Origin of the sequence: Halorientalis marina, from assembly GCF_023028345.1 — an archaeon.
In the GTDB taxonomy this organism is placed as follows: Archaea; Halobacteriota; Halobacteria; order Halobacteriales; family Haloarculaceae; genus Halorientalis; species Halorientalis marina.
Map to the genome: position 1 here is coordinate 1,343,342 of NZ_CP095487.1, position 25,602 is coordinate 1,368,943.

The 25,602-nt window shown below is 67.4% G+C and carries 25 protein-coding genes; 10 read left to right on the forward strand and 15 right to left on the reverse strand.

Going from position 1 to position 25,602, the window contains the following annotated elements; all coding sequences use genetic code 11:
* The first annotated feature begins 30 nt into the window (after positions 1–30).
* A complete protein-coding gene (locus MUG96_RS06860; protein WP_246987731.1) occupies positions 31–594 on the forward strand; it encodes a hypothetical protein in 564 nt (187 codons plus the stop codon).
* A 16-nt stretch (positions 595–610) separates the two neighbouring features.
* On the opposite strand, the gene MUG96_RS06865 is transcribed toward MUG96_RS06860, so the two are convergent.
* Positions 611–1,231 (reverse strand): universal stress protein, encoded by a 621-nt coding sequence (locus tag MUG96_RS06865; RefSeq protein ID WP_246987733.1) that lies wholly within the window; start codon positions 1,229–1,231, stop codon positions 611–613.
* 190 nt (positions 1,232–1,421) lie between these two features.
* Between MUG96_RS06865 and MUG96_RS06870 the strand changes: the two genes are divergently transcribed.
* From MUG96_RS06870 to MUG96_RS06910, 9 genes are all read left to right on the forward strand, one after another.
* The gene (locus MUG96_RS06870) at positions 1,422–2,321 is read left to right on the forward strand and encodes a CBS domain-containing protein (RefSeq protein ID WP_246987735.1); all 900 of its coding nucleotides are present in this window, start codon (positions 1,422–1,424) and stop codon (positions 2,319–2,321) included.
* Positions 2,322–2,445: 124 nt separating this feature from the next.
* On the forward strand, positions 2,446–2,931 hold the full coding sequence (locus MUG96_RS06875) for a pyridoxamine 5'-phosphate oxidase family protein (RefSeq protein ID WP_246987737.1): 486 nt from the start codon (positions 2,446–2,448) through the stop codon (positions 2,929–2,931).
* A gap of 111 nt (positions 2,932–3,042) precedes the next feature.
* On the forward strand, positions 3,043–3,927 hold the full coding sequence (locus tag MUG96_RS06880) for a universal stress protein (protein ID WP_246987739.1): 885 nt from the start codon (positions 3,043–3,045) through the stop codon (positions 3,925–3,927).
* A gap of 64 nt (positions 3,928–3,991) precedes the next feature.
* Complete coding sequence (locus tag MUG96_RS06885) at positions 3,992–6,550, forward strand: calcium-translocating P-type ATPase, PMCA-type (RefSeq protein WP_246987741.1); 2,559 nt, start codon at positions 3,992–3,994, stop codon at positions 6,548–6,550.
* Between the two features lie 129 nt (positions 6,551–6,679).
* Positions 6,680–7,132, forward strand: coding sequence for a universal stress protein (locus MUG96_RS06890; protein ID WP_246987743.1), 453 nt, complete (start codon positions 6,680–6,682; stop codon positions 7,130–7,132).
* A 49-nt stretch (positions 7,133–7,181) separates the two neighbouring features.
* Entirely contained in the window at positions 7,182–7,679 is a 498-nt protein-coding gene (locus MUG96_RS06895) for a DUF7523 family protein (protein ID WP_246987744.1), read from the forward strand.
* A 67-nt stretch (positions 7,680–7,746) separates the two neighbouring features.
* The gene (gene cysS / locus MUG96_RS06900) at positions 7,747–9,228 is read left to right on the forward strand and encodes a cysteine--tRNA ligase (protein WP_246987746.1); all 1,482 of its coding nucleotides are present in this window, start codon (positions 7,747–7,749) and stop codon (positions 9,226–9,228) included.
* Positions 9,229–9,310: 82 nt separating this feature from the next.
* Complete coding sequence (locus MUG96_RS06905; RefSeq protein ID WP_246987748.1) at positions 9,311–10,216, forward strand: ParA family protein; 906 nt, start codon at positions 9,311–9,313, stop codon at positions 10,214–10,216.
* Positions 10,213–11,349 carry a chemotaxis protein CheW gene (locus tag MUG96_RS06910; protein ID WP_246987750.1) on the forward strand — a complete coding sequence of 379 codons (1,137 nt, stop codon included), beginning with the start codon at positions 10,213–10,215 and terminating at the stop codon, positions 11,347–11,349. Before MUG96_RS06905 ends, MUG96_RS06910 begins: the two co-directional genes overlap by 4 nt.
* 9 nt (positions 11,350–11,358) lie before the next feature.
* Here the strand turns inward: MUG96_RS06910 and MUG96_RS06915 are convergent, their stop codons facing one another.
* The 14 genes from MUG96_RS06915 to MUG96_RS06980 all read right to left on the reverse strand — a co-directional run bounded on the left by MUG96_RS06915 (position 11,359) and on the right by MUG96_RS06980 (position 25,561).
* Positions 11,359–12,597, reverse strand: a complete 1,239-nt coding sequence (locus tag MUG96_RS06915; protein WP_246987752.1) for an NAD(P)/FAD-dependent oxidoreductase — start codon at positions 12,595–12,597, stop codon at positions 11,359–11,361.
* An 86-nt stretch (positions 12,598–12,683) separates the two neighbouring features.
* Positions 12,684–13,655 carry a phosphomevalonate decarboxylase MvaD gene (mvaD, locus tag MUG96_RS06920; protein ID WP_246987755.1) on the reverse strand — a complete coding sequence of 324 codons (972 nt, stop codon included), beginning with the start codon at positions 13,653–13,655 and terminating at the stop codon, positions 12,684–12,686.
* Positions 13,656–13,725: 70 nt separating this feature from the next.
* Entirely contained in the window at positions 13,726–15,264 is a 1,539-nt protein-coding gene (locus MUG96_RS06925) for an NADH-quinone oxidoreductase subunit N (protein WP_246987756.1), read from the reverse strand.
* A complete protein-coding gene (locus MUG96_RS06930; protein WP_246987758.1) occupies positions 15,265–16,797 on the reverse strand; it encodes a complex I subunit 4 family protein in 1,533 nt (510 codons plus the stop codon).
* The gene (gene nuoL / locus MUG96_RS06935; RefSeq protein WP_373222093.1) at positions 16,798–18,873 is read right to left on the reverse strand and encodes an NADH-quinone oxidoreductase subunit L; all 2,076 of its coding nucleotides are present in this window, start codon (positions 18,871–18,873) and stop codon (positions 16,798–16,800) included.
* Position 18,874: 1 nt separating this feature from the next.
* Positions 18,875–19,180, reverse strand: a complete 306-nt coding sequence (gene nuoK, locus MUG96_RS06940) for an NADH-quinone oxidoreductase subunit NuoK (RefSeq protein ID WP_246987760.1) — start codon at positions 19,178–19,180, stop codon at positions 18,875–18,877.
* Positions 19,177–19,575 carry an NADH-quinone oxidoreductase subunit J family protein gene (locus tag MUG96_RS06945; RefSeq protein WP_246987762.1) on the reverse strand — a complete coding sequence of 133 codons (399 nt, stop codon included), beginning with the start codon at positions 19,573–19,575 and terminating at the stop codon, positions 19,177–19,179. The genes nuoK and MUG96_RS06945 overlap by 4 nt, the downstream gene beginning before the upstream one ends.
* Positions 19,572–19,844, reverse strand: coding sequence for an NADH-quinone oxidoreductase subunit J (locus tag MUG96_RS06950; protein ID WP_246987764.1), 273 nt, complete (start codon positions 19,842–19,844; stop codon positions 19,572–19,574). The genes MUG96_RS06945 and MUG96_RS06950 overlap by 4 nt, the downstream gene beginning before the upstream one ends.
* 374 nt (positions 19,845–20,218) lie before the next feature.
* Complete coding sequence (locus MUG96_RS06955) at positions 20,219–20,680, reverse strand: NuoI/complex I 23 kDa subunit family protein (RefSeq protein WP_246987766.1); 462 nt, start codon at positions 20,678–20,680, stop codon at positions 20,219–20,221.
* Between the two features lie 34 nt (positions 20,681–20,714).
* Positions 20,715–21,782, reverse strand: coding sequence for a complex I subunit 1/NuoH family protein (locus MUG96_RS06960; RefSeq protein WP_373222110.1), 1,068 nt, complete (start codon positions 21,780–21,782; stop codon positions 20,715–20,717).
* An 8-nt stretch (positions 21,783–21,790) separates the two neighbouring features.
* Positions 21,791–23,476, reverse strand: a complete 1,686-nt coding sequence (locus MUG96_RS06965) for an NADH-quinone oxidoreductase subunit D (RefSeq protein WP_246987770.1) — start codon at positions 23,474–23,476, stop codon at positions 21,791–21,793.
* On the reverse strand, positions 23,473–24,159 hold the full coding sequence (locus tag MUG96_RS06970; RefSeq protein ID WP_246987772.1) for an NADH-quinone oxidoreductase subunit B: 687 nt from the start codon (positions 24,157–24,159) through the stop codon (positions 23,473–23,475). Before MUG96_RS06970 ends, MUG96_RS06965 begins: the two co-directional genes overlap by 4 nt.
* A complete protein-coding gene (locus MUG96_RS06975) occupies positions 24,156–24,569 on the reverse strand; it encodes an NADH-quinone oxidoreductase subunit A (RefSeq protein ID WP_246987774.1) in 414 nt (137 codons plus the stop codon). Before MUG96_RS06975 ends, MUG96_RS06970 begins: the two co-directional genes overlap by 4 nt.
* A gap of 188 nt (positions 24,570–24,757) precedes the next feature.
* Positions 24,758–25,561 carry a hypothetical protein gene (locus MUG96_RS06980; RefSeq protein ID WP_246987776.1) on the reverse strand — a complete coding sequence of 268 codons (804 nt, stop codon included), beginning with the start codon at positions 25,559–25,561 and terminating at the stop codon, positions 24,758–24,760.
* Between the last annotated feature and the right edge of the window lie 41 nt (positions 25,562–25,602).

Below are 25,602 nucleotides of genomic sequence, written 5' to 3' on the forward strand. Positions count from 1 at the left end.
TACGACCATTCGATTCACACCACTCGACACGTGACGACTGATACGCAGGATTCGGCGGACGAACGGCGGCGCAAGCGGCTGATCCGGATCGTCGTCGTTCTCGCGCTCGCCGTCCCCCTCGTCATCGAGGGGCTGACGTTCGGCGGGCTGTTGAGCAGCACGCTCCTCGGTGGCGGCGGCGACGACGGTGGCACAGTGACACCGGACGGGACGGCGACGACGACCGCGGGCGTCGGTGTCGGCGACGAACTGCTCGCCGCCACGCCACAGCGGGAGACGCTCAGGACGGCCTCGGTTCAGGCGACCGGGGAGACGTGGACGCTGACGCTCTCGGTCACGGTCAACAACACGGCAAACAGCAGTTACCAGTTCCAGCTGGGGACCGTCGAGACGACCGGCGGAGAGACCGTCTCGAACTCCGCGAGCGTGACCGTCCCGCCCGGCGAGACGGAGACGGTGACCGGTCAGTGGTCGTTGCCGGCGGGCGATCGGCCCCGGGCCATCCAGGTCCTCGCGGTCGAGGACGTCGGCGGGAACGCGACCGTCAGCCGCGAGACGGTCCGGCTCGCACCGATTCCCGTCCAGGGTCGGTGACTCCCCGCCCCGGTGTTCAGTCGCGGACGACGACGCTCGTCCGCTGGGTCACGGGGTCGACGTAGACGACGAGCGACTCCGTGTCGGACTCGGCCTCGACGACCCAGACGCTGACCTGGCGGTCGACGCCCGTGATCGCCGCGTCGTGTCCCTCGTCGGCAATCGCTTCTTCGGCGAGTTCTCGTGCGTGTTCCTTCCCGTCGACCGTCTCGTCGGACCCGGGGAGCCGGACCGTCATGACGGGGCAGGTCGCGTGACGCACGAGCCGTTCCGCGACGCTCCCGATGATGTGGCGCTTGACGCCCGAGCGGCCGTGCGTCCCCGTGACGACGAGATCCATGTCCGCTTCCTCCGCGTAGTTCAGGATCGTGTCCGCGGGACTCCCTTCCAGAAGTTCCGTCTCGACGTCGATGCCGTGGATACGCGCCATCGTCTCGACGCGCTCGATGGCCTGTTCGCCACGCTCCTCGAGTTTGTCACGGCTCTCTCCGCCCGAGACGAGCGACGAAGCAGGTTCCTCGATGACGTGGACGACGTGGATCGCCGCGTCGTACTGTTCGGCGAGGTCGATGGCCTGCATCGCGACGTGTGCCGAGCCGACGCTGCCGTCGGTCGGGACGAGTATGCGTTCGTACACGGACGGGGAGTCGTCGCCGACGTACATATATTTCCCCGCTTTCGCTCGGGAGGCGAACGTGTGACCGTCCGTACGGGGACTCCCCCCTATCGGCTCGCCCGTTCCCGGCAGCAAACCGATAGGGAGATAACTTCTTTTCCCCCGGAATCGAAGCCCAAATATGGCCTTCCCGATCCGTGTTAACGACGTCATGAGCAGTCCCGTCGAAACCGCTACGCCCGACCTCACGGCCAGGGACGCCGCGAATCGGTGTCTCGAAGCCGAAGTCGGCTCGCTCGTCGTCGTCGACGACGGGTCCGTCGCCGGTATCGTCACGAGCGACGACTTCATGGCGCTGCTCGGCACGACCGCCGACCCCGGAACACGACCGCTGTCATCGTTCATGTCGGCCGACGTGGTGACGGTCGAGGCCAGCGCGACCGTCGGCGACGCCGTCGAAACCATGTTCGAACACGACATCGCCCGCCTGGTGGTCCTCGACGACGGCGATCTGGCCGGGGTCGTCAGCACCGACGACGTCCTCCGGCACGTGCCACAGATCCTCCAGCGCGCGGAAGTCAGTCGGGACGAGCCCCGGAGTCACGAGTTCTACGCTCGCCAGGAGACCGCCTACGACGAGGCCGACTGGGAGGTGACGAGCGAGGGGCTCTCGGACGAGTCCGTCTCCGTCGGGGACCGCGTCGAGTTCTCGAAGACCATCCGCGAAGGGGACGTGCGGACCTTCGCCGCCGCCAGCGGCGACACGAACCGTCTCCACCTCGACGAGGAGTACGCCAGCCAGACGCGGTTCGGCCGGCGGATCGTCCACGGGACCCTCGTGAGCGGCCTCATCAGCGCCGCGCTGGCACGCCTCCCCGGGGTCACGATCTACGTCTCACAGGACCTCTCCTTTCTCGGCCCGGCCGAGATCGGTGACCGGCTGACCGCGGTCTGTGAGATCGTCGACGACCTCGGGCGGAACAAGTACCAGCTCACGACGGACGTGGTCGACGCCGATGGCGAATCGGTCGTCGAGGGACAGGCCGCCGTCCTCATCGACGAGACGCCGGATACGGGGGAGGTCACCGTCGAAGCCGTGGCAAGTGCCTGAGTCGCCGGCCGCCACGCGCCGACGAACCCCGTGTCCCGTCGCACACCGGTAACCGGGCGTGCTCTCCCACGATGTCACATGCGTGCACACATATTTTACCAGTCAGAACGAACTATCGACTGGGATGACAGTCGACGAACTCGGTGAGTACGGAATGGATCGAATGGACGACGAGGAGATAACGGGATTTCTCTCGGCGCGAAACATGGGGGTGCTCGGCCTCCCGACGGCGGCCGAACCGTACCTGTTGCCGATGTCCTACGGGTTCGCGGGGGGAAGGAGCCTCTACTTTCTCTACGTAGTCGGGGCAGACAGTCGGAAGGCGGATCTGTCGGCGGGTGCCGACAATGCCAGTTTCCTCGTCTACAGCGCCGAGACGATGTTCAACTGGGAGAGCGTGCTCCTGGAGGGAACGCTCCACGAACTGTCGACCGGGAAGCGAGCGGAACTCGAAGATGCGGCGATCCCGGGGTGGCGGCCGGAACTGTTCCAGGCGGCGAGCGAGAGCGAGGAGACGCTCATCTACGAGTTCAGGATCGAGGAGTGGGCCGGGGTGCGACACACCGGCCTCCCGCCGGGACTGGCCGAGGACAGCGGCGAATCGGCCTGACGGCCGGCGGGGGACGGCCACTCCGGCGGATGGCCCACGGGTGGTCCCGCGGTCCGGGAATGGCAACGTAGGTATAAATCCGCCGGTGTGCAATGTCCGGTAGAGGAACATATGTACGACACGATCCTCGTCCCGACCGACGGCAGCGAGCACGCGGTCAGGGCGGCCGACCACGCACTGTACTTCGCGGACGCGTTCGACGCTGTCGTCCACGTCGTCAACGCGGTCGACATTCAGGCCGAGGCCGGGCCGTTCGCGGCCGGCGGCGTCGACGACGAGTTCGTCGACCGCCTCACCGAACGAGGTCGGGAGACGGTCGCGGAGATCGAGGCGACGGTGGACGCGAGCGACCGAATCGAGACGGCCGTCGTCGAGGGGCGCCCTGCGGATGCGATCCTCGACTACGCCGAGGACAACGACGCTGACCTGCTCGCGATGGGGACACACGGCCGGACGGGCGTCAGCCGCTACGTCTGGGGGAGCGTGACCGAACGCGTCGTCCGGCAGGCGCCCGTTCCGGTCCTGACGGTCCGCGAGACCGACCGGAGCCGGGTCGGCGACGGCTACGACGACGTGCTCGTCCCGACCGACGGCAGCGAGTCGGCGACTGCGGCCGTCGACCACGGGCTCGCCATCGCGGCGGCCGCCGACGCACGTGTCCACGCGCTCAACGTGATCGACGTCGGTGACGCGGCCACGACCCCCAGTATCTCGCCGCCGACGGAGTTGCTGACCGACCTCGAATCCGCGGGCCAACGGGCGACCGAGGAGATAGCGGCGCGCGCACGTGACGCGGGACTCGACGCCGTCACCGAGATTCGCGAGGGGTACCCGGCGGACGACGTGCTGGCCTACGCCGACGAGAACGACGTCGACCTGGTGGCGATGGGGACGCAGGGGCGGACCGGCCTCAATCGATACCTCCTGGGGAGCACGGCCGAGCGGGTCATCAGACACGCCGAGGTGCCGGTCGTCGCGGTCAACACGCGGGAGTGACCGCCCTGGTCTTCGGCCTGCCTGTTGGAAAAATCACAAGACAATCGCCTGCGACCAGCCACCAGTGACCGACGCACATCGCCGATCCACCGAAGAGGTGTTCGACGAGCTTGAGACGGACGCGGAGGGGCTGTCGTCCGACGAGGCTCGCCGGCGACTCGATACACGCGGGCCCAACGAGTTCGCCCGCGGGACGACCCGGTCGCCCCTCCGGATCTTCGTCGCGCAGTTCGACAGCGCTCTCATCTGGGTGCTGGTCGTCGCGGCGGTCCTCTCGGTCTGGGCCGGGCACACCGTCGACGCAGTGCTCATCGTCGTCATCGTCGTCGCGAACGGCGCCTTCGGCTTCGTGCAGGACTACCGGGCCGAGCAGAGCCTCGACGCGCTCCGGGAACTGACCGTCCCGACCGCGACGGTCAGACGGGACGGGGAGCCGACGGCGGTCGACGCGACCGAGGTGGTGCCCGGTGACGTGGTCGAACTGTCGGACGGCGACGTCGTCCCCGCGGATGGCAGGGTCCTCGACGCCACGGGGCTGGAGGTCGACGAGGCGGCGCTGACGGGCGAGAGTATGCCGGTGGGGAAGTCGTCGGACGCGGTCGACCCCGAGACGCCGCTGGCCGAGCGGACCTCGATGGTGTACAAGGGCACGAACGTCACCAGGGGGCACGGAACGGTCGCCGTCACGGCGACCGGCGAGGACACCGAGATGGGCGCGATCGCCTCGGAACTGGCGGCGACCGAGGAGACCGACACGCCCCTCCAGCGCGAACTCGACACCCTCGGGCGGAACCTCGGTATCGGGGTCGTTCTCCTGGCGGTCGTCGTGGTGCCCCTGCTCGTGTTCCGGGGAACCCCCATCGTCGAGACCGGCCTCACTGCGGTTTCGCTGGCGGTGGCCGCGGTCCCCGAGGGGCTGCCCGCCGTCGTGACGCTGACGCTCGCGATCGGCGTGCGGAGCATGGCTGACGAGAACGCCCTCGTCCGCCGACTCCCCGCCGTCGAGGCGCTGGGGTCCGTCGACACCATCTGCACCGACAAGACGGGGACCCTCACCGAAGGGAGCATGACCGTCTCGCGGGTCTGGGTCGACGATACCGTCGTCGACGTGTCCGACGGCCCGGCGGACGACGAGTCCGACCGCGTCGACCGCCTGCTCCGGGCCGGGGCGCTGTGCAATGACGCGACGGCCGAGGAGGGCGACCCGACCGAGCGGGCGCTGGTCGCCGGCGCCGAGACCGCGGGCATCGACGTGTCGACGCTGCGCGAGGACAATCCCCGGACCGACGAGGTCCCGTTCTCCTCGGAGCGGAAGTGGATGGGGACGGTCCACGGCGACCGCGCCTACGTCAAGGGGGCGCCCGAAGTCGTTCTGGGGAACGCATCGCGCGTGCTCACGGCGGACGGGCCGGCCGCCCTCACCGACGACGTGGCGGCCCGCATCGAGGAGCGGACGACCGCGTTCGCCGACGACGCCCTCCGGGTGCTGGCGGTGGCGTACACCGACGACCCCGAGGGCATGGAGGACGATCTCGTGTTCGTCGGGCTGGTCGGGATGATCGACCCGCCGCGGGCGGAGGTCGCCGACGCTATCACCGCGACCAAGCGGGCCGGCATCGACGTGAAGATGATCACGGGCGATAACGTTCGGACCGCGGCTGCCATCGCCGGCGAACTCGGCATGGGCGAGGATGTGATGGAGGGCGCGGAGGTCGAGGCGATGGACGACGCGGAACTCGGGGAGGCGGTCGAGTCCGTCGACGTCTTCGCCCGGACGTCGCCCGAGCACAAGGTGCGTATCCTCCGGGCGCTCCAGGACAACGGCCACGTCGTCGCGATGACCGGCGACGGAGTCAACGACGCCCCGGCGCTGAAAAACGCCGACATCGGGGTCGCGATGGGTGTCCGCGGAACCGACGTGGCGAAACAGGCCAGCGACGTAGTCCTGCTCGACGACAACTACTCGACGATAGAGCGAGCGGTCGAGCGCGGTCGCGCCATCTTCGACAACATCTGGAAGTTCGTCGCGTACCTGCTCTCGGCGAACGTCGCCGAAGTCGCCATCGTGTTCCTCGCGTCGCTCTTTGGCTATCTCATTCTGCCGGCCGTCCAGTTGCTCTGGATCAATCTCCTCACCGACGGCCTGCCCGCGCTGGCGCTCGGCGCCGATCCGAAAAGCGGCGACGTGATGGAGCGATCCCCGCGCGACCCCGACCGGGGGATCATCGACCGGGAGATGCTCGCGCTGATCGGCGGGACCGGGGTCGTCACGACCGCCGTGATGCTCGGTGTGATGTTCTACACCCTCGCCGGCGCGGCCGCGGTCACGCCCTACGCGCTGACGATGGTGTTCACCGGCTTCGTCGTCCTGGAGTTCGGGAAACTGTACGTGGTCCGCTGGCTCCGCGAGACGCCGACGCTCTCGAACCGCTGGCTCGCCGGTGCCGTGTCCGTCTCACTACTCCTGCAACTGGCGGTGCTGTACACGCCGCTGAACCGCTACTTCGGGACGGTCCCGCTCGAACTCGGCGACTGGGCGCTCCTCGTCGGCGTCCTCGCCGTCTGCCTCCCGCTCTATCTCCTCGTGGCCATCGGCGTCCGGCGACTGCGACCGGCGGGCTGACGCGAATCTCGCCGGGAGTGACGGTCGGCCCCAGCCCGGTGGTAGCCCGCCGCCACGTCGCTCCCGGTTCCCGGCTCGTGAGAACGACACTAGTGTTATTTGACACTCTCGCCCCTACTCTCGACTGAGATGTACGACCGAATCCTCCTCCCGACGGACATGAGCCCCGGTGTCGACCGAGCTATCGAACACGCTATCGATGCGGCACAGCGATACGACGCGGAGCTACACGTTCTCTACGTCGTCGACTCCGATGCGTACAGTTCCTACCCCGGCGACGAGTACGTCCACGAGTTCGAGGGTCTCGAAACGGCGCTCGAACAGGCCGGCCGGGAGGCGGTCTCGGAGATCGTCGACCGCGCGGAGACCGCTGATGTGACGACGGAGTCGGTCGTCCGGCACGGTGTCCCCCACGCCGAAATCCTCGAGTACATCGACGAGGCCGGTATCGGCCTGGCGGTCATCGGCTCGAAAAACCGGTCCGGCGAGTACCGCCGCCTGCTGGGGAGCGTCGCCGACCGCGTCGCGAACATGGCCGAGCGACCGGTCACTATCGTCAAGACGGCCGTCGACGAGGAGTGACCGCGGAATACCCGGCGCGTTTTTGTCGGTGGCGCGCCCGCGTCCGGGTATGTCACTCGCAGAGCGGACTCGGGAGGCCGTCCGGGCCAACCCCTTCCTCTTCGAGGCGTTGCGGGCCGGCGTCTGTAACTACACGGCCGCCGCGCGCTACCTCGATCTCGGTGCCGACGACGAGGAGGCGGTCGTCGCCGCGCTCCGCCGGTACGCGGCGGACCTGCCCGACTACGACCCCGCCGGCCGAAAAGCCCGCGTCTCGATGGAGAGCGGTCTCGCGCGGGCCGATACCGACGAGGGAACCGACCCGCTCCTGGCGGTCGGCGACACCGCGTTCGCGGCCGGTGGCGGGTCGTTCACCGGACTGCTCGTGAACGGGACCGTCGACGCGACGGTGCTCCGACACGTCCTCGGCGGGCTCGCTGCCGAGGACATCACGGTCGAGGCCGCCGGCGCGACCGAGGACGCGGCGGTCGTCGTCGTGAGTCGGCGCGACGGGGCCGACGCGGTCCGGGTCGTCGAGCGGGCGCTGGAGACGGTGTCCGGGGAGTGAAAGGCCGTCGGCAGGCCCCGACTCACGGACCGCCAGCTTGAAACGCTCGCCCGAGTACTCCCCGGTAATGACCCTTCGCGTGACGAACTCGCTCACCGGCGAGCGCGAGCCGTTCGAGCCCGCGGATCCCGACTCGGTGCTGCTCTACTACTGCGGGCTGACGACCTCCGACCCCCCGCACCTGGGCCACGCTCGCGGCTGGGTTCACGTCGACGTCATGCACCGCTGGCTGTCGTGGCTCGGCTACGACGTGCGCCACGTCGAGAACTTCACCGACGTCAACGAGAAGATCGTCGCCCGCGTCGGCGAGGACGGCGAGAGCGAGGCCGACGTGGCCGAGCACTACATCGGCCAGGTCATCCGCGATATGCGCTCGCTGAACCTCCGCCGGGCCGAGGTCTACCCCCGCGTCTCCGAGCACGTCCCCGAGATCGTCGACACCGTCGAGACGCTGGTCGAGACGGGCTACGCCTACGAGGCCAACGGGTCGGTGTACTTCGACGTGACGACTTTCGAGGACTACGGCAAGCTCTCGAACCAGGACATAGACGAGATCGACGCTCAGGGCGACCCCGACGAACAGTCGGAGAAGCGCAACCCCGCCGACTTCGCGCTGTGGAAGGCCGGCGGCGTCGACCCCGGGGCCATCGCCGACCACCAGCACGAGGAAGCGGCCCCGCCCGAGGAGGCCTGCGAGACGGCCCAGACCTGGGACTCGCCGTGGGGCGAGGGCCGGCCCGGCTGGCACATCGAGTGTTCGGTGATGAGCACGACCCACCTCGACGACACCATCGACATCCACGTCGGCGGACAGGACCTCGTCTTTCCCCACCACGAGAACGAGATCGCCCAGAGCGAGGCCGCCACTGGGCAGCAGTTCGCCCGCTACTGGCTCCACGTGGGCCTGCTGGAGACTGCCGACGAAAAGATGTCCTCCTCGCTTGGCAACTTCGCCACCGTCGCGGCGTTCGTCGGCGACCACGGCGCGAACGTCGCCCGGACCTTCCTGCTCTCGACGGCGTACAACAACAGCGCGACCTACAGCGAGGAGACGATCACCGAAGCGACGGAACGCTGGGAGCGACTCGAACGCGGCTACGAACGAACCGTCGAGGTCTGTGACAGCACCGACGCCCGGACGAAGGTCACGGACGAGGCTCTCCGCGACGCGGTCGCAGACGCCCGCGACTCGTTCGTCGACGCGATGAACGACGACTTCAACACCCGCGAGGCGACGACGGCTCTCCTCGATCTCGCCGCCGCCGCCAACCGCCACGTCGACGACCACGACGAGTACGACTACGTCGCGCTCAGGCGGGCCGTCGAGACGTTCGAGGAGTTCGGCGAGGGCGTCCTCGGCCTCGTCTTCGGCGGCGCGAGCGAGGGCGAGGTCCGGGTCGCACAGGAACTGGCCGACCTCGTGCTGGCGGTCCGCGAGCGCGAACGCGACGCCGGCAACTACGAGCGCGCCGACGACCTCCGCGACGAACTCCAGGCGCTCGGTATCAGTATCGAGGACACGGACGACGGTCCTGTCGCGCGGTTCTGACACGCTCCGCGGGACAGTACAAGGATTGAGAATCGGGAGCCTATTTTTATAAGCGGGCGTGACCGACTCCCGGTGAGTACAGATGACCGGGGCCGAGGGCCGTCCTGCGGCGATTTGCGTGACGAACGCCAAGGGCGGGACTGGTAAGACGACGGTGGCGATCAACGTCGCGGGTGCGCTCAACGAGCGAGGGCGGGACGTGCTGTTCGTCGACCTCGACCCCCAGGGCAACGCCACGGAGGGGCTCGGACTGGTCGAGGCCTACGACGCCGCGCCGCCGACGCTGTTCGACGTGTTGACCGACCCCGAGCAGCGCGACGCGCTGTCGGATATCGTCGTCTCCCACCCGGAGATGGACGTGGTGCCGAGCAACATCGATATGCTCCAGGCCGAGCACGAGCTGACGCTGGCGAACGTGATGGCGAAACTGGCCGCGGACCCGACGCTCGATGGCGACCCGGCGGGGCTGGCGCCGCTGACGATCAACGCCGGCCCGTCGACCGTCGAGGGTGACCACGCGCTGGACGCGCTCCACCTGGCCCTCGCCGAACTGGAGACCGACTACGACTACGTCGTCGTCGACTCCCCGCCCTTTTACGGGCAGTTGACCGACACGGCCATCTACGCGGCCCGGAACGTCCTGATTCCGGCACTGACGGAGGCCACCTCCGAGCGGGCCATCGAACTCCTGTTCGACCAGATCGCGGCCCTGGAGGACCGGACCGGCATCTCGATCACCGAACTCGGCGTGGTCGCGAACCGCGTCGAGTCGACCAACGAGGACGAGGAGATGCTCCAGTGGCTCGAGACGGTCTTTTCGGACGTGCCGGTCTGGGCGGTCCGCAAGCGGGTCGCCCTCCAGCGGTCGTTCTCGCAGGGCGAGTCGCTGTTCCGGTACGACCCGACGGTCGACATGGCGGACGTGTTCACCGACATCGCGACGACGCTCGACGAGCGCTTCGGCTACGTCGAGGAGGTTACAGCATGACTGACGAGGATTCAGACGACGACCGAATGGAACGGGCGGATCGAATCAGACGGATGCGCGAGGGACGCCGCTCTCGCACGGACGGCGCCGGCGACACCGAGACGGTCGGGGAGTCCGACGACGGCGACCCGGAGCCGGTCGAGGAACCCGACGACGGCGACCCCGAGAGCGACGCCGCGGACGCCGGTACCACCGTTGACGCCGACGCCGCCGGTAGCGACGAGTCGGCGGCGGCCGACGAGTCGGCGAGCGACCCGGCCGCGGAGAACGGTGACGACGTGGGGTCGTCGGCGACGGTCGACGGGACGACCGATCCGGAGTCGGGCGAGACCGACGCCGTCGGGGAGACCACCACGGACGCCGGCGGCTTCGAGTTCGAGGCGTCGAACGGCGACGGTGAGACGGCGGCCGACGACGCCACCGACGAACTCACCGTCGACGCAGAATCGGATGCCGCGGCGGCAGACGCCGCGACCGACGACGACCCGACGGACGTCGCTGCGGACATCGCGGAGACGCAGTCGGGGGTCGCGGAGTCGGTATCCGCAGGCGACGCGGAGAACGCGGTCGCGGGCCTCGGCGGCGCCACGTTCGCGATCCCGGACCAGGCGACCACCGTAGCCGAGGACGACGAGGCCATCGACGCCGAAGGGACCGTCGCAGCCGCCCGCGCGGCCGCCGCGGCCGGCCGCCGGACCGCCGCCACCCACGACCGGACGCGCGTCCTGGAGTTCGAGCTGGGCGACGAGCGGTTCTGTCTCGATATCGACTACATCGAGGAGATCGTCGAACTGGAGAACATGACCAGGGTGCCGAACTCGCCGTCCTACGTCGAGGGCGTCGTCGACCTCCGCGGGCAGGTGACTGCGATCATCAACCCGAAAGACGCCCTCGACGTCGGCGACGAGGGCCGGGGCAAACTCATCATCGTCTTCGACTCCGAGCAGATGGACGAACAGGGCCATCTCGGCTGGGTCGTCGACGAGGTCCGTCAGGTCACGCCCGTCGCCGAGGACGAGGTCAACGAATCGCCCGACGAGGACGCCGAACACATCAACGGCGTCATCAACCGCGAGGACGAGGACGACTTCGTCGTCTGGACGACACCCGAACTCGCACTGCAATCCACCTGATCGGCTCGGTTACTCCGCTCCGCCGTTTTCCGCGTCGCCGTCGTTCCAGTCGAGGGTGTCGACCGGGTCGTCGGGGACGTCCGCGTCGGGACTCGCGCCCGTCGCGAGGTCGAGTTCCTCGGTGACGAGGTCGACGGCCTGCTCGATGGCGCCGACGGAGGTCAGGTGGCCGGCGCCGATGCTCGTCTTGAGCGCGATGGCCGCCGGACCGGTCAGCACGACGCCGCCGACCTGTGCGACCGCGCCGTCGCCGACGGAGACCAGCCAGCCCGGCGAGTCGAACTGGAAGGCGTCCAGCCGGGGCTCGAATCCCGCTCCGCCCGCCAGTTCGTGTTCGACGAGCCGTTCGACGTTCTCGGCGGCCACGCGCGCGGCCCTGATCGCGGATTGGGAGGCGGCCGGGACGGCCGACCCGTCGGCATCCACCAGGCGCCCGGCGTCACCGACGACGAACGTGTCGTCCGCCAGCCGGAGCCGTGCTTTCACGACTGGCCGCTCTCCGTCGAGGGCGTCCGGGCCGCGGATACCGCCGGTCCAGACGAAGACGTCGGAGTCGATTTCCGTTCCATCGTCGAGCGTGACCGTCTTTTCGTCCGCCTCCGTGACCGTCGCGAGCGTCCGGATCGTCACGCCCCGCTCGGTCAGTTCGTCCGCGACCGTCCGCTGGAAGTTCTCGGGGAAGTTCGGCGCGACCGCGGCCGCCTGTTCGAGCAGATGGACCGTTACCTCCTCCGCGACACCCTCCTCCCGGGCCAGTGCCGTCAGTTCGCCGGCCGTCTGGACGCCCGAGAGGCCCGCTCCGCCGACGACGACCGTCGTCTCGCCGCCCTCGTCGACGGCGTCGAGGAAGTCCGCCCGGATGTCGGCCGCATCGTCGAGGCTCTTCAGCGGCGTCGCGTGCGCCTCCACGCCGGGGAGGTCGTAGAAGGCCGCCTCGGAGCCGAGCGCGACGATACCGGCGTCGTAGTCGAGCGTCTCCTCGCCGTCGAGCGTGGCCTCGCCGGCCGCCGGGTCGATGTCGGTGACGCGGGCCTCACGGATCGTCGCCCAGTCGAGGGGCTCTTCGAGCGGGACGCGGAGCGCGTCGGCGACCGAGGGTCGGCGGATCGCCCGGTGTATCTCGTGGAGGACGAGGTGGTAGTCGTGCTGGTCGACGACCACGAGGTCGGCTTCGGGAGGGAGATTCCGTTCCAGGCGTCGGGCGGCAGTGAGACCGGCGTAGCCGGCCCCGAACACGGCGACTCGCATACCGTGAGGTAGGCCGCCGTCCGGTAAAACCTGCCGCTCGCGGCGGGTGTCGAACCGGTGCCCCGACGCCCGGAACGGGACGCCGCTCAGAACAGCGCCTCGTCCGCCTCGAGCACGCGCGCGGGACCGCCCACGCCCCAGACGTGCGTGTCGACGCCACAGTCCGCGACGGCCGCCTCGACGCGGTCGACGTGGTCGGCGGTCGTGTTCACGTAGACGCTCGCGCCCGTGTCGACCGAGAAGTAGACCGGCACGCCCGCCTCGCGGAGGTCGCGGACGGCGTTGAACACCTCGATGGTCCGGGGCTGCCAGTAGACCCACCCGGCGGGGCCGGTCATCGTCGTCGCCGCCAGCGATAGCGAGTCGTGTTCCGCCAGTTCGAACGCCCGGTCGAAGTCGCCGGCACGGAGCGCGTCCCGCGCCTCGGCGATCTGGCCGTGGATGTGGGCCATCCGCGCCTCGAACATGTGGCTGTCTGCGGCCTCGCGGTGGGCCTCTTCGGTCTCCTTGTAGGCCGGCACCTCCGCGGCGACGACCCGGAGGTCGTCCTCGAGGTCGGTCTCGATGCGCTCGGAGCGACAGTCCTCGTCGTTCAGCCCCGTCCGGAGATGGGAGAACGCGCCGGTGACGGCCCTGGCCGCCGACGAGGAGCCGCGGCGGGCGACCGCCGAAATCTCGGGCCGTGTCATATCGAGGTCGGCCGCGGCCGTGAGCGCACGCGCTGCGGCGGCGAAACCCGACGAGGAGGAGCCGAAGCCGATGTTCGTCGGGAAGGAGTTCTCCGACTCGAAGCGGACGTGGTGGTCGATGCCGGCCAACTCGCGGACGTGGTCGACGACGGCGTCGATGCGTTCGGCGCCGCGGCCGCCGACCTGGTCGCCGTCGATGACGTACACGTCTTCGTCCAGGCCCGGATCGAACTCGGCGGTCGTCACCGTGTGGCTCGGAGCCGTACAGACGCTGATGGAGTCGTGATAGGGGAGCCGCAGTTCCTCGTCGCGCATCCCGTGGTACTTCACGAGCCCCTGGATCGGGTGGGCTTTCGCCGTCGCTTTCATACTCCCAGTTCCGGCGACCCGCGACTTGGCGCTTTTCGTTCGCGGGCGAAAAACGACGACTGCCGGCCGCTCAGAACAGCGCCGCGGCGGCGTCGACGGCCGTCGAGGAGACTGGGTTGAACGCGGGCAGGAGCAGGAACGTCATCACCGCGGCGGCGACGACGGCCGCGTACAGGCCCGTCGGGTAGCTGTCGATCTCCAGTCCGTCGACGGGGTCCTCGATCCACATCGCCTTGACGACCTTCGTGTAGTAGAACAGCGACAGCGCGCTGTTGACGACGAGGGCCGCCCCGAGCAGCCACGCGCCGGCGTTGGCCGTGGCCGCCAGCAGGGCGTACTTCGAGAGGAAGCCCCCGCCGACCGGCAGGCCCGCGAGGCTGAACAGGAAGACGGTCATCGCGGTACAGGCCACCGGGGCCTGCGTCGCGAGGCCGTTGTAATCCTCGAAGGTACGCCCGACGCCCCAGTACTCGGCCAGCGCGACGAACAGGAACGCGCCGGTGTTCATGAAGCCGTAGACGAGCAGGTGCATCATGCTCGCCCCGAGCACGAAGCCGCTGTCGGTCGCGCCCGACAGCGCGGCCAGGCCGATGAGCGCGTAGCCCGCGTGCCCGACCGAGGAGTACGCGAGCATCCGCTTGACCTTCTCCTGGGTCGCCGCCGCGAAGTTCCCGATGGTCATCGTCACGACGGCGAGGACGGTGAACACGACGCCCCAGTCGAGCGTCGCCGCGACGATTTCGAGCGGGAAGGCGATAGTGAACACGCGGAACGCGAGCACGAACCCGGCGGCCTTCGAGGCCGACGAGAGGAACCCGGAGATGGGCGCGGGCGCGCCCTCGTAGGCCTCCGGCGCCCAGAAGTGGAAGGGAACGGAGGCTGTCTTGAACGCGAAGCCGCCCGCGACCATCAGGATACCGACGCCGAGGATGCCGGCGTCGGCCGGGCCGGCCGTGGTCAGCGCCTCGGCGATGGCGTCGAGCTGGAGCCGCCCGACCGCGCCGTACACCAGCGAGATGCCGTAGGCGAACACCGCCGACGACAGCGCGCCGATCAGGAAGTACTTCAGCCCCGCCTCGACGCTCCCGCGGTTGTCCTTCAGGAAGGCCACGAGGGCATAGGAGGGGAGGCTCAGCAGTTCGAGGCTCACGAACGCGACCGCGAGGCCGTTGGCCGAGGCCATCAGCGCCATCCCGGTCGTCGCCATGAGCACGAGCGCGTAGTACTCCGCCTCGTACCGCTGCCCCTTCAGGTAGTCGTAGCTGGCGATACAGACCAGTGCCGCCACGCTCCCGAACAGGAACGTGAAAAAGAGGCTCATCCCGTCGACGACGATCTGCCCGCCGAACAGTTCGATCGCGCCGCCGGTTCCGGGCATCCCCGTCCCCGCGATCAGGTACCAGCCCGAGACGAGCGTCGCCGCGAGCGTCCCGACCGTGGCGACGGCCGCCAGGAAGGCCGGATACGTCGATTCGGGGTCGACACTGTCGATGACCAGTAGGGCGAGCGCGGTCAGGCCAAACAGCAAGACTGGCGCCAGCGCGGTCCAGTCGGGCAGTGGCGTGGCGGCCTCACCGCCCGCCTGTGCGAGTACCTGGATCGACGACATCTATGCACCACCTCCCAGTGCGGGCATCCCCGCAACGGCATCCTGGATCATCTTGTAGAACAGGTCGGGCGCGACACCGAGCGCGATCACCAGCACGAGCAGGACCACGAGCGGTGCCACGTCGTGGACCGGCGCGCGGCCGATCTCGTAGTCGGTTTCGAGCTCGTACGCGCCAAAGAGCGTGCGCTGCATCGCCCAGAGCAGGTAGCCGGCGACGATGACGATGCCGAACATCGCCAGCCCGGTGAAGATCGGCGCGGCCGCGAGCACCGTCGACCGGAACGAGCCGATGAACACGAGCACCTCGCCGGCGAACCCGCTCATCAGTGGCAGCCCCATGTAGCCGAAGGCCGCGGCCACGAACACGCCGACGGTGACCGGCATCCGGTCGGCCATCCCGGACATGTCGCCGACCATCCGGGTGTGGGTCTCGTTGTAGATGACGCCCACGGCCATGAACATCAGCCCGGAGATCAGCCCGTGGCTGACCATCTGGAAGGTCGCCCCGCCCATCCCGTGTGGGGTGAACGCGACCAGTCCGAGGATGACGTACCCCATCGACGAGATGGAGGAGTAGGCGACGATCCGTTTGAGGTCCTGCTGGGCCAGCGCCAGCAGCGCCCCGTAGATGACGCTCGCGACGCCGAAGATGGCGATGATCTCCGCGTTCACGGCGGCCACGTCCGCGAGCATCGTGAAGTTGAACCGCAGGAGCGCGTAGGTCCCCATCTTCAGCAGGACGCCGGCCAGAAGCACCGACACCGGGGTCGGTGCCTCGACGTGTGCGTCCGGCAACCAGGTGTGGACCGGGACGATGGGCACTTTCACCGCGAAGCCGGCGAACATGGCGATGAACGCGACCAGCTTCAGCTGTGCCGGGCCGATCCCCGCTAGCGAGCCGAGTTGGCCGCTGTTCAGCGCCTGCGCGATGGCCGGCATGTCGAGCGTCGTGATCGACCCGCCGAGGCCGAACACGAGGGCGAAGAAGCCGACGAACATCACCAGGCTGGCGACGTTCGTGTAGACGAAGAACTTGATCGCGGCGTACTTCCGGCGCGGGCCGCCCCAGACCCCGATCAGCAGGTACATCGGGACCAGCACGGCCTCCCAGAAGACGAACCAGACCATGAAGTCGAGCGCGGCGAACACGCCGATGAGGCTCGCCTCCATGAACAGCACGAGGCCGTAGAACTGCGACTGGCGCTCGTCGATCGGCGTCCACGCGCTGATGATCGCCAGCGTCGTCAACACCGTGGTCAACACCACGAGCGGCATGGAGATGCCGTCGAGGCCGACGTGCCAGTTCAGCGTGTAGGGACCGAAGCTGATCCACTGGGCCATCGTCTCGAAGGCCAGTTCGCCGTCGGCGAGCAGGGCGTTCCCGCTGCCGTCGAAGTTGGCGTACATCCAGAGGCTGCCAACCGTCGGGACCAGGCTGAGGACGGCCGCGAACTTCCCCGCGTACTCGTCGGGCGCGAAGAACACGAGGAAGGCCCCGACCAGGGAGGCGGCGAGGAGTGCTTCGATTTGCATCTAGAACCACCCCCCGACGACGCCGAAGGCGACCAGCAGGACGACCAGCCCCAGCGTCAGCAGGGCCGCGTAGTTGGTCACCACGCCCGTCTGGATGCGCCGGAGGCGCTCGCCCGAGAACAGGCTGATGCTACTGATGCTGTTGACGACGCCGTCGACGATGGACTGGTCGAAGGTGTCCGCCGCCTTCGCGAGCGGCACCGTGACACCCCGTGCCAACCAGACCTGATACTCGTCCTGGTAGTAGTTGTGCATGAGCAGCGTCTGCAACCCGCCGAGCTTGGCCGTGTGCTCGGTCGGTTCGTCCACGTTGTAGAGTTTGTACGCCAGTCCCGCGCCCGCCAGGGCCAGCCCCAGCGAGAGCGCGGCCGAGATCAACAACGTCGGGATCTCGCCGCCCGCGATGTAGGTCGCCTCGATTCCGGCGACGTCTTTCAGAATCGGCTCGTAGTGTTCGAGCCCGGTCAGGAACTCCGCGTTGAGCGCCTCGGAGCCGACCAGCCACTTGTGCAGGAAGTCGATGTGCAGCCCCGTCAACTTCGCGACCGGAACCATGTTGATGAAGCCGATGGTCGCCGCGAGGACGCCGAGCACCGCCAGCGGGACCTTCACGTTCCAGCGCACGCCGTGGGGGTCCGCCGCGGTCTCGCTCCGTGGCTCGCCGTGGAAGGTCAGGAAGACCATCCGGAAGGTGTAGAAGCCGGTCACGAAGACGGCCAGCAGGCCCATCGCCCACGCGACCAGCAGCACCGGAGTGCCGAGACCGTGGATGAGCGCCTCGTACAGCACCTCGTCTTTCGACCAGAAGCCCGCGAACGGGAAGATGCCCGCCAGCGCCAGCGACCCCGAGAGGAACGTCCAGTACGTCACGGGCATCTCGTCTTTGAGTCCGCCCATGTCCCACATGTTCTCGTTGTGGTGCATGGCGATGATGACCGACCCCGCGCCGAGGAAGAGGAGCGCCTTGAACACGGCGTGGGTGGTCAGGTGGAAGACCGCGGCCACGTACCCGCCCGACCCCAGCGCGAGCATGATGTACCCGTACTGTGAGATCGTCGAGTACGCGAGCACCTGCTTGATCTCGCGCTTGACGACGCCCATCGTCGCCGCGAACAACGCGGTGAAACCGCCCACGAGCGCGATGATGGCGAGTGCCGTCGGCGAGAGCAGGTAGAAGCCGTACATCCGCGCGACGAGGTAGACACCAGCCGCGACCATCGTCGCCGCGTGAATCAACGCCGAGACGGGCGTCGGGCCTTCCATCGCGTCCGGGAGCCACGTGTGGAAGGGGAACTGCGCGGACTTGCCGACGACCCCGCCGAGCACGAGCACGCCCAGCACCGTGAACCAGGCCTGCTCGCCCAGGCCGAGGTAGGTGGTCACCGCCCCCTCACCAGCGAGCGCCTGCTCCGCGAGGTGTGGGAAGCCCGATTCGGTGACGAACAGGCCGGTCCCGAAGGTCGCGAAGATGCCGACGACGCCGACGAGGAAGAAGTAGTCACCGAAGCGGGTGACCAGGAAGGCCTTCTTCGCGGCGCTCGGCGGACCGTCCTCGCGGAACCAGAAGCCGATCAGCAGGTACGAACAGAGGCCGACCAGCTCGAAGAACATGAACGCCATCAGGATGTTGTCGGCCATCACGAAGGCGAGCATGCTGAAACTGAAAAGCGAGAGCTCGGCGTAGTACCGCGGGAGCCCGCCTTCGCCCTCGTCGTTCATGTAGCCGAGCGAGAAGACGAACACGAGCAGGGAGATCAGCGAGACGATGGTGAGCATCAGCGCCGACAGCGGGTCGACGAAGTAGCCCAGTTGGAGGTCGAAGGTGTTGACCCCCGAAGCGAAGGTCCAGATCGTCTCGTGGTGGGCCGTCTCAGCGCCCGGCCCGAACGGGAAGATGCCGGCGACGTTCAGGACGGCCCAGAACGACAGCAGCAGCGAGAAGCCCATCGCGAAGATGCCCGCGAGGGCGCCTTTCTTCGGCATGTAGTCGCCAAAGAGCAGGGCGACCAGGAACGATACGAACGGTAGCGCCGCGATCGCCGGCACGAACTCGTATGCTGTGATTACCTCGGCCATGTTACCACCTCATGGTCGTCGCGTCGGTTACGTCCACGTCCTTGAAGTTACGATACAGCACGAGGATGATGCCGATCCCGACCGCCACCTCGGCGGCCGCCAGCGCCATCGTGAACAGTGAGAACACCTGTCCGGTGAGGTTGCCCCACTGGAAGGAAAACGCCACGAGGTTGATGTTCGCCGCGTTGAGCATCAACTCGACCGACATCAGGAATATCAGTGCGTTCTGCCGGGTCAGGATCCCGAACAGACCGATGCAGAACACGGCCGCCGACAGCACCAGGTAGTACTGAACGGGGACCGTCATGGGTCGGCACCTCCCTCGTCGGAATCGTCGTCGCCATCGTCCCTGCGACCGCGGACGGCCCTGCCGAGTTCACGGCCGCCGTCGGCCAGCACGTTCGTCACGCTGCCATCTTCCTCGCGGCGCGCGAGCATGACGGCACCGACGAGCGCGGCCACGAGCACCGCGTCGATGATCTCGAAGGCCACCAGGAACTCCTCGCCGCTGTGGGTGGACAGATCGGCGAGGTTGAACATGAGGTAGCCGATGGAGGCCGTAATCGACCCGTCCTCGGGGAACCCCGTCGGTGAACCCAGCTGTGCCGTGAGGAACACGCCGGCGAACACGGCGAACAGTGCCACGGCGACGAGCCCGGTGACGAGCTGATTGCTCGCCTTCACGAGCCGCGGCCGTGTCATGCGGGCACCTCCTCCTCGTCCGTGTCCGTGTCCCGCGTGAGCATCACCGCGAAGGTGATGAGGACGAGCACGCCGCCCACGTACACCAGGATTTGCATTGCGGCCACGAACTCGGCCCGCAACATTACGAAGTGGACTGCCACGCTCAACAGCGCGACCCCGAGCATCAGTGCCGAGCGCCAGATGTCGCGCAACAGGACGACACCCAGACTGCTCAGCACAGTGATGAGCGCGAACAGCCCAAATGCGATTGTTTCAGGCAATGCCATCGTTACCTCGAAACTCTACGCGGTGGCCCTTTGAAGATTTCTTTCTGGTTCCGCGTACACGCGCACGATTTGCCACCATCGTGACAACTAAAATGAATTTAGGCCGGTGACGACGGCCGTTCGGGCCGAAGGTGGCACCAAACCAGGCACAAAGCCGCGAAGGCCGGCAGAAACGGGGCAGCGACGCGCGGCCGGCGCGCGATGGAACGCGGTGCGCGAAAACGAGCTACTGATAGTCCACTTCGCCGTCGCCCTCCCACCTTTTTCCGCTCGGGTGGCCTGCGGCCACCACTCGCGGCAAAAACGTGGGCGAAAAAGCGGGACCTCACTGCGTTCGGTTCCGTGAACCGCGCCCTACGGGCGCGGATGCTCGACTACTGATAGTCCACTTCGCCGTCGCCCTCGCCGATCCACGCGCCGCGGTCGGGTTCGCGGGATTCGAGCGGGTCGATGTCCTTGTACCACGGGACGTTTTTGAGTTCCTCCATGCTGTAGGCGAACTCGTCTTTCGTGTCCGCGGTGAACTCGAAGTTCTGGGTCAGCAAAATGGCGTCGACGGGGCAGACCTCCTCGCACAGGCGGCAGTAGATACACTGCCCGATGTGGAGGTTGTACTGCTCGCCGTTGCGCTGTTCGTCGGTGACGATCTGGATGGTGTCGTTCGGGCAGACGTTCTCACACTGCCGACACCAGATGCACCGCTCCTGACTGAACTTGTGGACGCCGCGGAACCGCGGGCTGACGTCGGGTGCGGTGTCCGGGTACTCGACGGTGAACGTCTCGCCGCCGAGCGCGTGTTTCATCGTCGTTGCCATCGACTTGAGGAGTCCGATCATAGCGTATCACCTCTGACTGTCGCGAGCGGGACCATTAGACGACCACCCCGACGATGATCGCCGTCAACAGCAGGTTCGCGAAGGAGAGCACGAGCATCCCCTTCCAGCCGATCTGGATCAGCTGGTCGATGCGAACCCGCGGTAGCGCCGACCGCGCCCACTGCGTGAACAGGAACACGGCCCAGATCTTGATGACGAACCAGACGATCCCCGGCAGGACCGGCCCGGCCGGGCCGCCGAGGAAGATCGTCGCGATGATCGCGCCGCCGAGGAACACGTGGATGAACTCGCCCAGGTACAGCAGGACGAAGTACACCGACGAGTACTCGGTCTGGTAGCCGGCGACGATCTCGGTCGGGGCTTCCGGGATGTCGAAGGGGTTCCGGCCGACCTCCGCGAGGTTCGCGACCATGAACAGCACGAACGCGAAGGGGTTCACGAACGCGAACCACGAGGGGATCGAGATCCCGCCGACGGTGAATAGCGTCTGCTGTTGCACCCCGACGATCGTGTTGGGGGCGTTGACGTTCCCCAGCTGGAGCGTCCCGGCGAAGATGACGACCGACACGCCCGTCAGCACGAGCGGAATCTCGTAGGCGAGGTTCTGCGCGACCGCGCGCAGACTCCCGAGCAGGGAGTACTTGTTGTTCGACGCGTAGCCGGCCATCACGAGTCCGAGGGACGCGATGGAGGCGACGGCGAACACGTAGGCCAGCCCCGTTTCGGGGTCGGCCACCTGAATGCCGTTGCCCATCGGGATGACCGCGAAGCCGAGCAGCGCGGAACTGGCGAGCACGAGGGGTGCGAGGTCGTAGGCCGGCCGGTCCGCCTTTTCGGGTATGATGAGTTCCTTCGAGAGCAGGCGCACGGCGTCGGCGACGATGATCAGGAGGCCGAACGGGCCGACGCGGTTGATCGCGATCCGGTCGGTGAACGCTGCCGTGATCTTCCGTTTCGCCCAGATGACCAGCGCGGTGTTGGTCAGCATGAAGGTCCCGACTAGTGCCGCGCCGACGATGGACATCGCGAACAACGACAGCGGGTCGTTCGGGTTGAGCCCGACGAGCCGCGCCAGGGTCTCGGGAAGCGGTGCGCTCTGCAGGAGGACCATCAGCGGTCCACCTCCCCGAGCACGATGTCGAGACTACCGAGCGAGGCGATCATGTCGGGGATGTACTCGCCCTCGGACATGACCGGTAGCGTCTGCAGGTTCGAGAAGCACGGGCTGCGAATCTTGAACCGGGCGGGCTTGTCGGTGCCGTCCGAGCGGATGTAGATGCCGAGTTCCCCTTTGGCGCCTTCGACGGCACGGTAGATCTCGGTGTCGGGCTCGGGCTTCAGGGTCCGCGGGACGTTGGCCTGGATGGTCCGCTCCTCCTCCGGCCAGTCCTCGAGCAGGTCGACACACTGCTCGATGATCTTCGCCGACTCCTCGACCTCTCGCATCCGGCAGAGCACGCGACTGTAGTTGTCACAGCCGTCTTCGGTCACCACGTCCCAGTCGAGTTCGTCGTAGTAGCCGTAGGGATCGTCCCTGCGGAGGTCGTAGTCGATGCCGGACCCGCGCGCGACCGGCCCCGTCGCGCCGTAGTCCTTGACGGTCTCCGGGGGGAGAATCCCGGTGTCGACACACCGCATCTGGAAGATCTCGTTCGAGGTGATGAGGTCGTGGTACTCCTCGAGTTTCGCCGGCAGTTCGTCGAGGAAGTCCCGGGTCTTCTCGAAGAACTCCTCGCGTGGCTCGGGGAGGTCCCAGACGACCCCGCCCAGCCGGAAGTAGTTGAACATCAGCCGCTGGCCGGTCAGGTCCTCCAGGATGTCCTGGGTGATCTCACGGTCGCGAATCGCGTACTGGAAGATCGCCGTGAAGTCGCCGTAGACGTCCAGCGCGAACGTGGCGAGCGCGAGCATGTGCGAGGCGATCCGGCACAGCTCCGCGCCCATCGTCCGGATGATCTGGGCGTACTCGGGCACCTCGATGTCCGCCAGGTCCTCCGCCGCACGGGCGTAGGCCCACTCGTTGAGCAGGCCGGCCGAGATGTAGTCCCACCGGTCGGGGTAGGGCATGATCTGGTGGCGGTAGGTCCCCTGCTGGCAGAGTTGCTCCTCACAGCGGTGGAGGTAGCCGATGTCCGGGTCGATGTCGGCCACCTGCTCGCCGTCGAGCACCGTCTCGACGTGGAGGACGCCGTGGGTCGCGGGGTGGTGGGGACCGATGTTGATGAACATCGTGTCCGCGTCCTGGGCGGCACGCTGGTCTTCCGCCAGCGGATTGGCGTGCTCGCGGAGGGAGACGATCTGTGGCTGGGTCTGGTCGTAGTCCAGCGACAGGGGGTGTCCCTGCCAGGTCTCGGGCAGGAGGATGCGACGGAGGTCCGGGTGGTCCTCGTACTCGATACCGACGAGGTCGTAGGCCTCCCGCTCGTGCCAGTCGGCGGTCCGGAACACGTCGTTCGCGCTCTGACTCACGGGGTCGTCCTTGCTCGTCGGGACGACGACGCTGAGTTCCTGTGTCGGGTCCTCGTACTTCTTGAGGTGGTAGATGGACTCGTAGCGGTCCCCGTACTCCTGGGCCGTGACGCAGGAACAGTGGTCGAAGCCGGCTTCGTTCTTGAGCCGCGAGAGCACGTCCTGCACCGCGTCGGGCCGGATGACGAACCCCTCGGCGTTGACGTGTTCCTCGCGACCGAGGAGGTCGTCGCCGACGAGGTCGGCCAGCGCGTCGTAGTCGAGGCCGTCCGCGGTCTCGCCGACGGCCGGCAGGTCAGCGTCGGGTTCGGGTTCTTCAAGGCTCATGGCGAATCAACCCAGTTGTACCGCATGACGAGGTCGTCCTCGTCGATCTGGTCGGCCAGTTTCTCGACGATCTCGTCCTGTTCGAGGTCGCCGAACTGCTCCATCTCGTAGGGCTTGACCGTCACCGGGGCGGTCTCGCCGTTGGCGATGCGCTCCTGGAGCTTTGCGACGCCGTAGATGAGGGCTTCGGGCCGGGGCGGACAGCCGGGGACGTGGATGTCCACCGGGATGACCTCCTCGGCGCCCTTGATGACGTTGTAGCCCTCCTGGAACGGGCCGCCGGAGATGGTACACGACCCCATGCCGATGACGAACTTCGGCTCGGGCATCTGGTCGTAGACCCGCTTCATCCGCGGGGCGAACTTCGAGACGATGGTCCCTGGGACGATGATCACGTCGGCCTGTCGCGGCGACGCGCGGGGCACGCCGGCCCCGAAGCGGTCCAGGTCGTGCTTGATCGCGTACGTGTGAATCATTTCGATGCTGCAGCAGGCGATCCCGAACTGCAGCATGAACATGGAGGAGCCCCGGACCCAGTTCATGAACTTGTCGAACTTGGTCAGGATGAACGGGGTCGACCCGAAGGCCTCCCGAAGTGGGGAGTTGAAGCGGTTGTCGACGCCCTCCCCGATCCGGGCTTCCTGTGTTGACTGTCCCGCGCCGGCCGTGTTGTCGCTACTCATGTACGTTCGACCTCCTGTTCGCTGGCCCGCGGTGAGCGGACCCACTTGACCGCGCCGTTACGCCACGCCCAGCCGAGGCCGACGACGAGAACCCCGATGAACACGAGCATCGGTACCAGAATCTTCGCTAGCCCGACCCCGTTGTCCAGTGCGCTCCGGTAGATGACCGTCCAGGGGAAGATCAGGACGGTCTCGATGTCGAAGACGACGAACAGGAGCGCGACCATGTAGTACTGGATGTTGAACCGGATACGCGTGTCACCGGTGGGAATCTCGCCGCTCTCGTACGTGGAGCGTTTTCCCTGCTCGGGCACGCTGGGCCGGAGCAACTTCGATATCGCCATCATCCCCAGTGGGATGAGAACTCCGACCAGCGCCAGCGCCCCGATGGCTATCCATGGATTGCTCATCCGTGTGCACCTATCGTTTTGCGGGTTAGGAACGGTTGCATATAAGGATTCATTATCGCCCCGCACAGCCTCTACGTCCGTTGACGTGTCGCCACAGCTGGTGTCGCGATTTCGAAACGAACGGTCGGTTCCGATGCCATCAGGCGGTCAGTTTCGAACGAATGGCCGGCCTCGGCCCGCCACGCCGTTCACGGACGTTCGTAGTCCGTCAGCTCGATGCTTCCACCGCTCATCTGTCCGCCGGTCGCGGAGAACGTCAGCGCGAACGGCCAGTCGGCCTTCACGCAGGACTGGATCGCCCCATCCTGCTGTGGCGACGAGGCCTCGATGTTGTAACACTGGGTCCCGGCGATCTGGGACGTCCCGGTCACCTCGACCGTGATCTCCTGTGGCGTGGCCGTCTGTCCGCCGCTGGTGCCGGTCTCGAGTTCGTCACTCGAGATCGTCCAGGAGTTCCCGACTTCGAGCGACCGTCCTTCGGTCAACTGCGACGGGAGCTGGAGGAACACGAAGGTCAGCGCCTGCAGGTTCTGGGTTTCCCCGCCGAAGATGTCTCCCTGCGGCCCGGTGAGGGTCGACGTCTGCTGACCGTCGGACTGCGGGCTCTCGACGGCGAGTTCGACGGTTACCTCCCCGTCGCTGACGTCGGTCACGGTCCACGTGTAGGTCGAATCGCCCTGCTGGGAACTGGCGACGTACGTGTAGGACTCGCCCTCGGTCCACTCGTACCCCGACGCCATCTCGCCGGGTGTCGTCCCCTCGCCGGGCGTCATCTCCTCACCCGGTGTCGTTCCTCCCTCCGGGGCCGTCGTCGTCGAGCCACCGTCGGTCATCGTGGACTCGTCGGCTTCCGTGTCCGTTACGTCGTCAGTCTCGTCGTCCGACCCGTCCTCGGTCGTCGCCGGTCCGTTACCACCGCTACAGCCTGCGACTGCGACAAGCAACACCAACAGCACTGTCAGTGCCACCTGTCTGCTTGGGAGCCATCGCATGGCGTGCCGTATGTTCAATACTGATATAATAGTAGGGGATA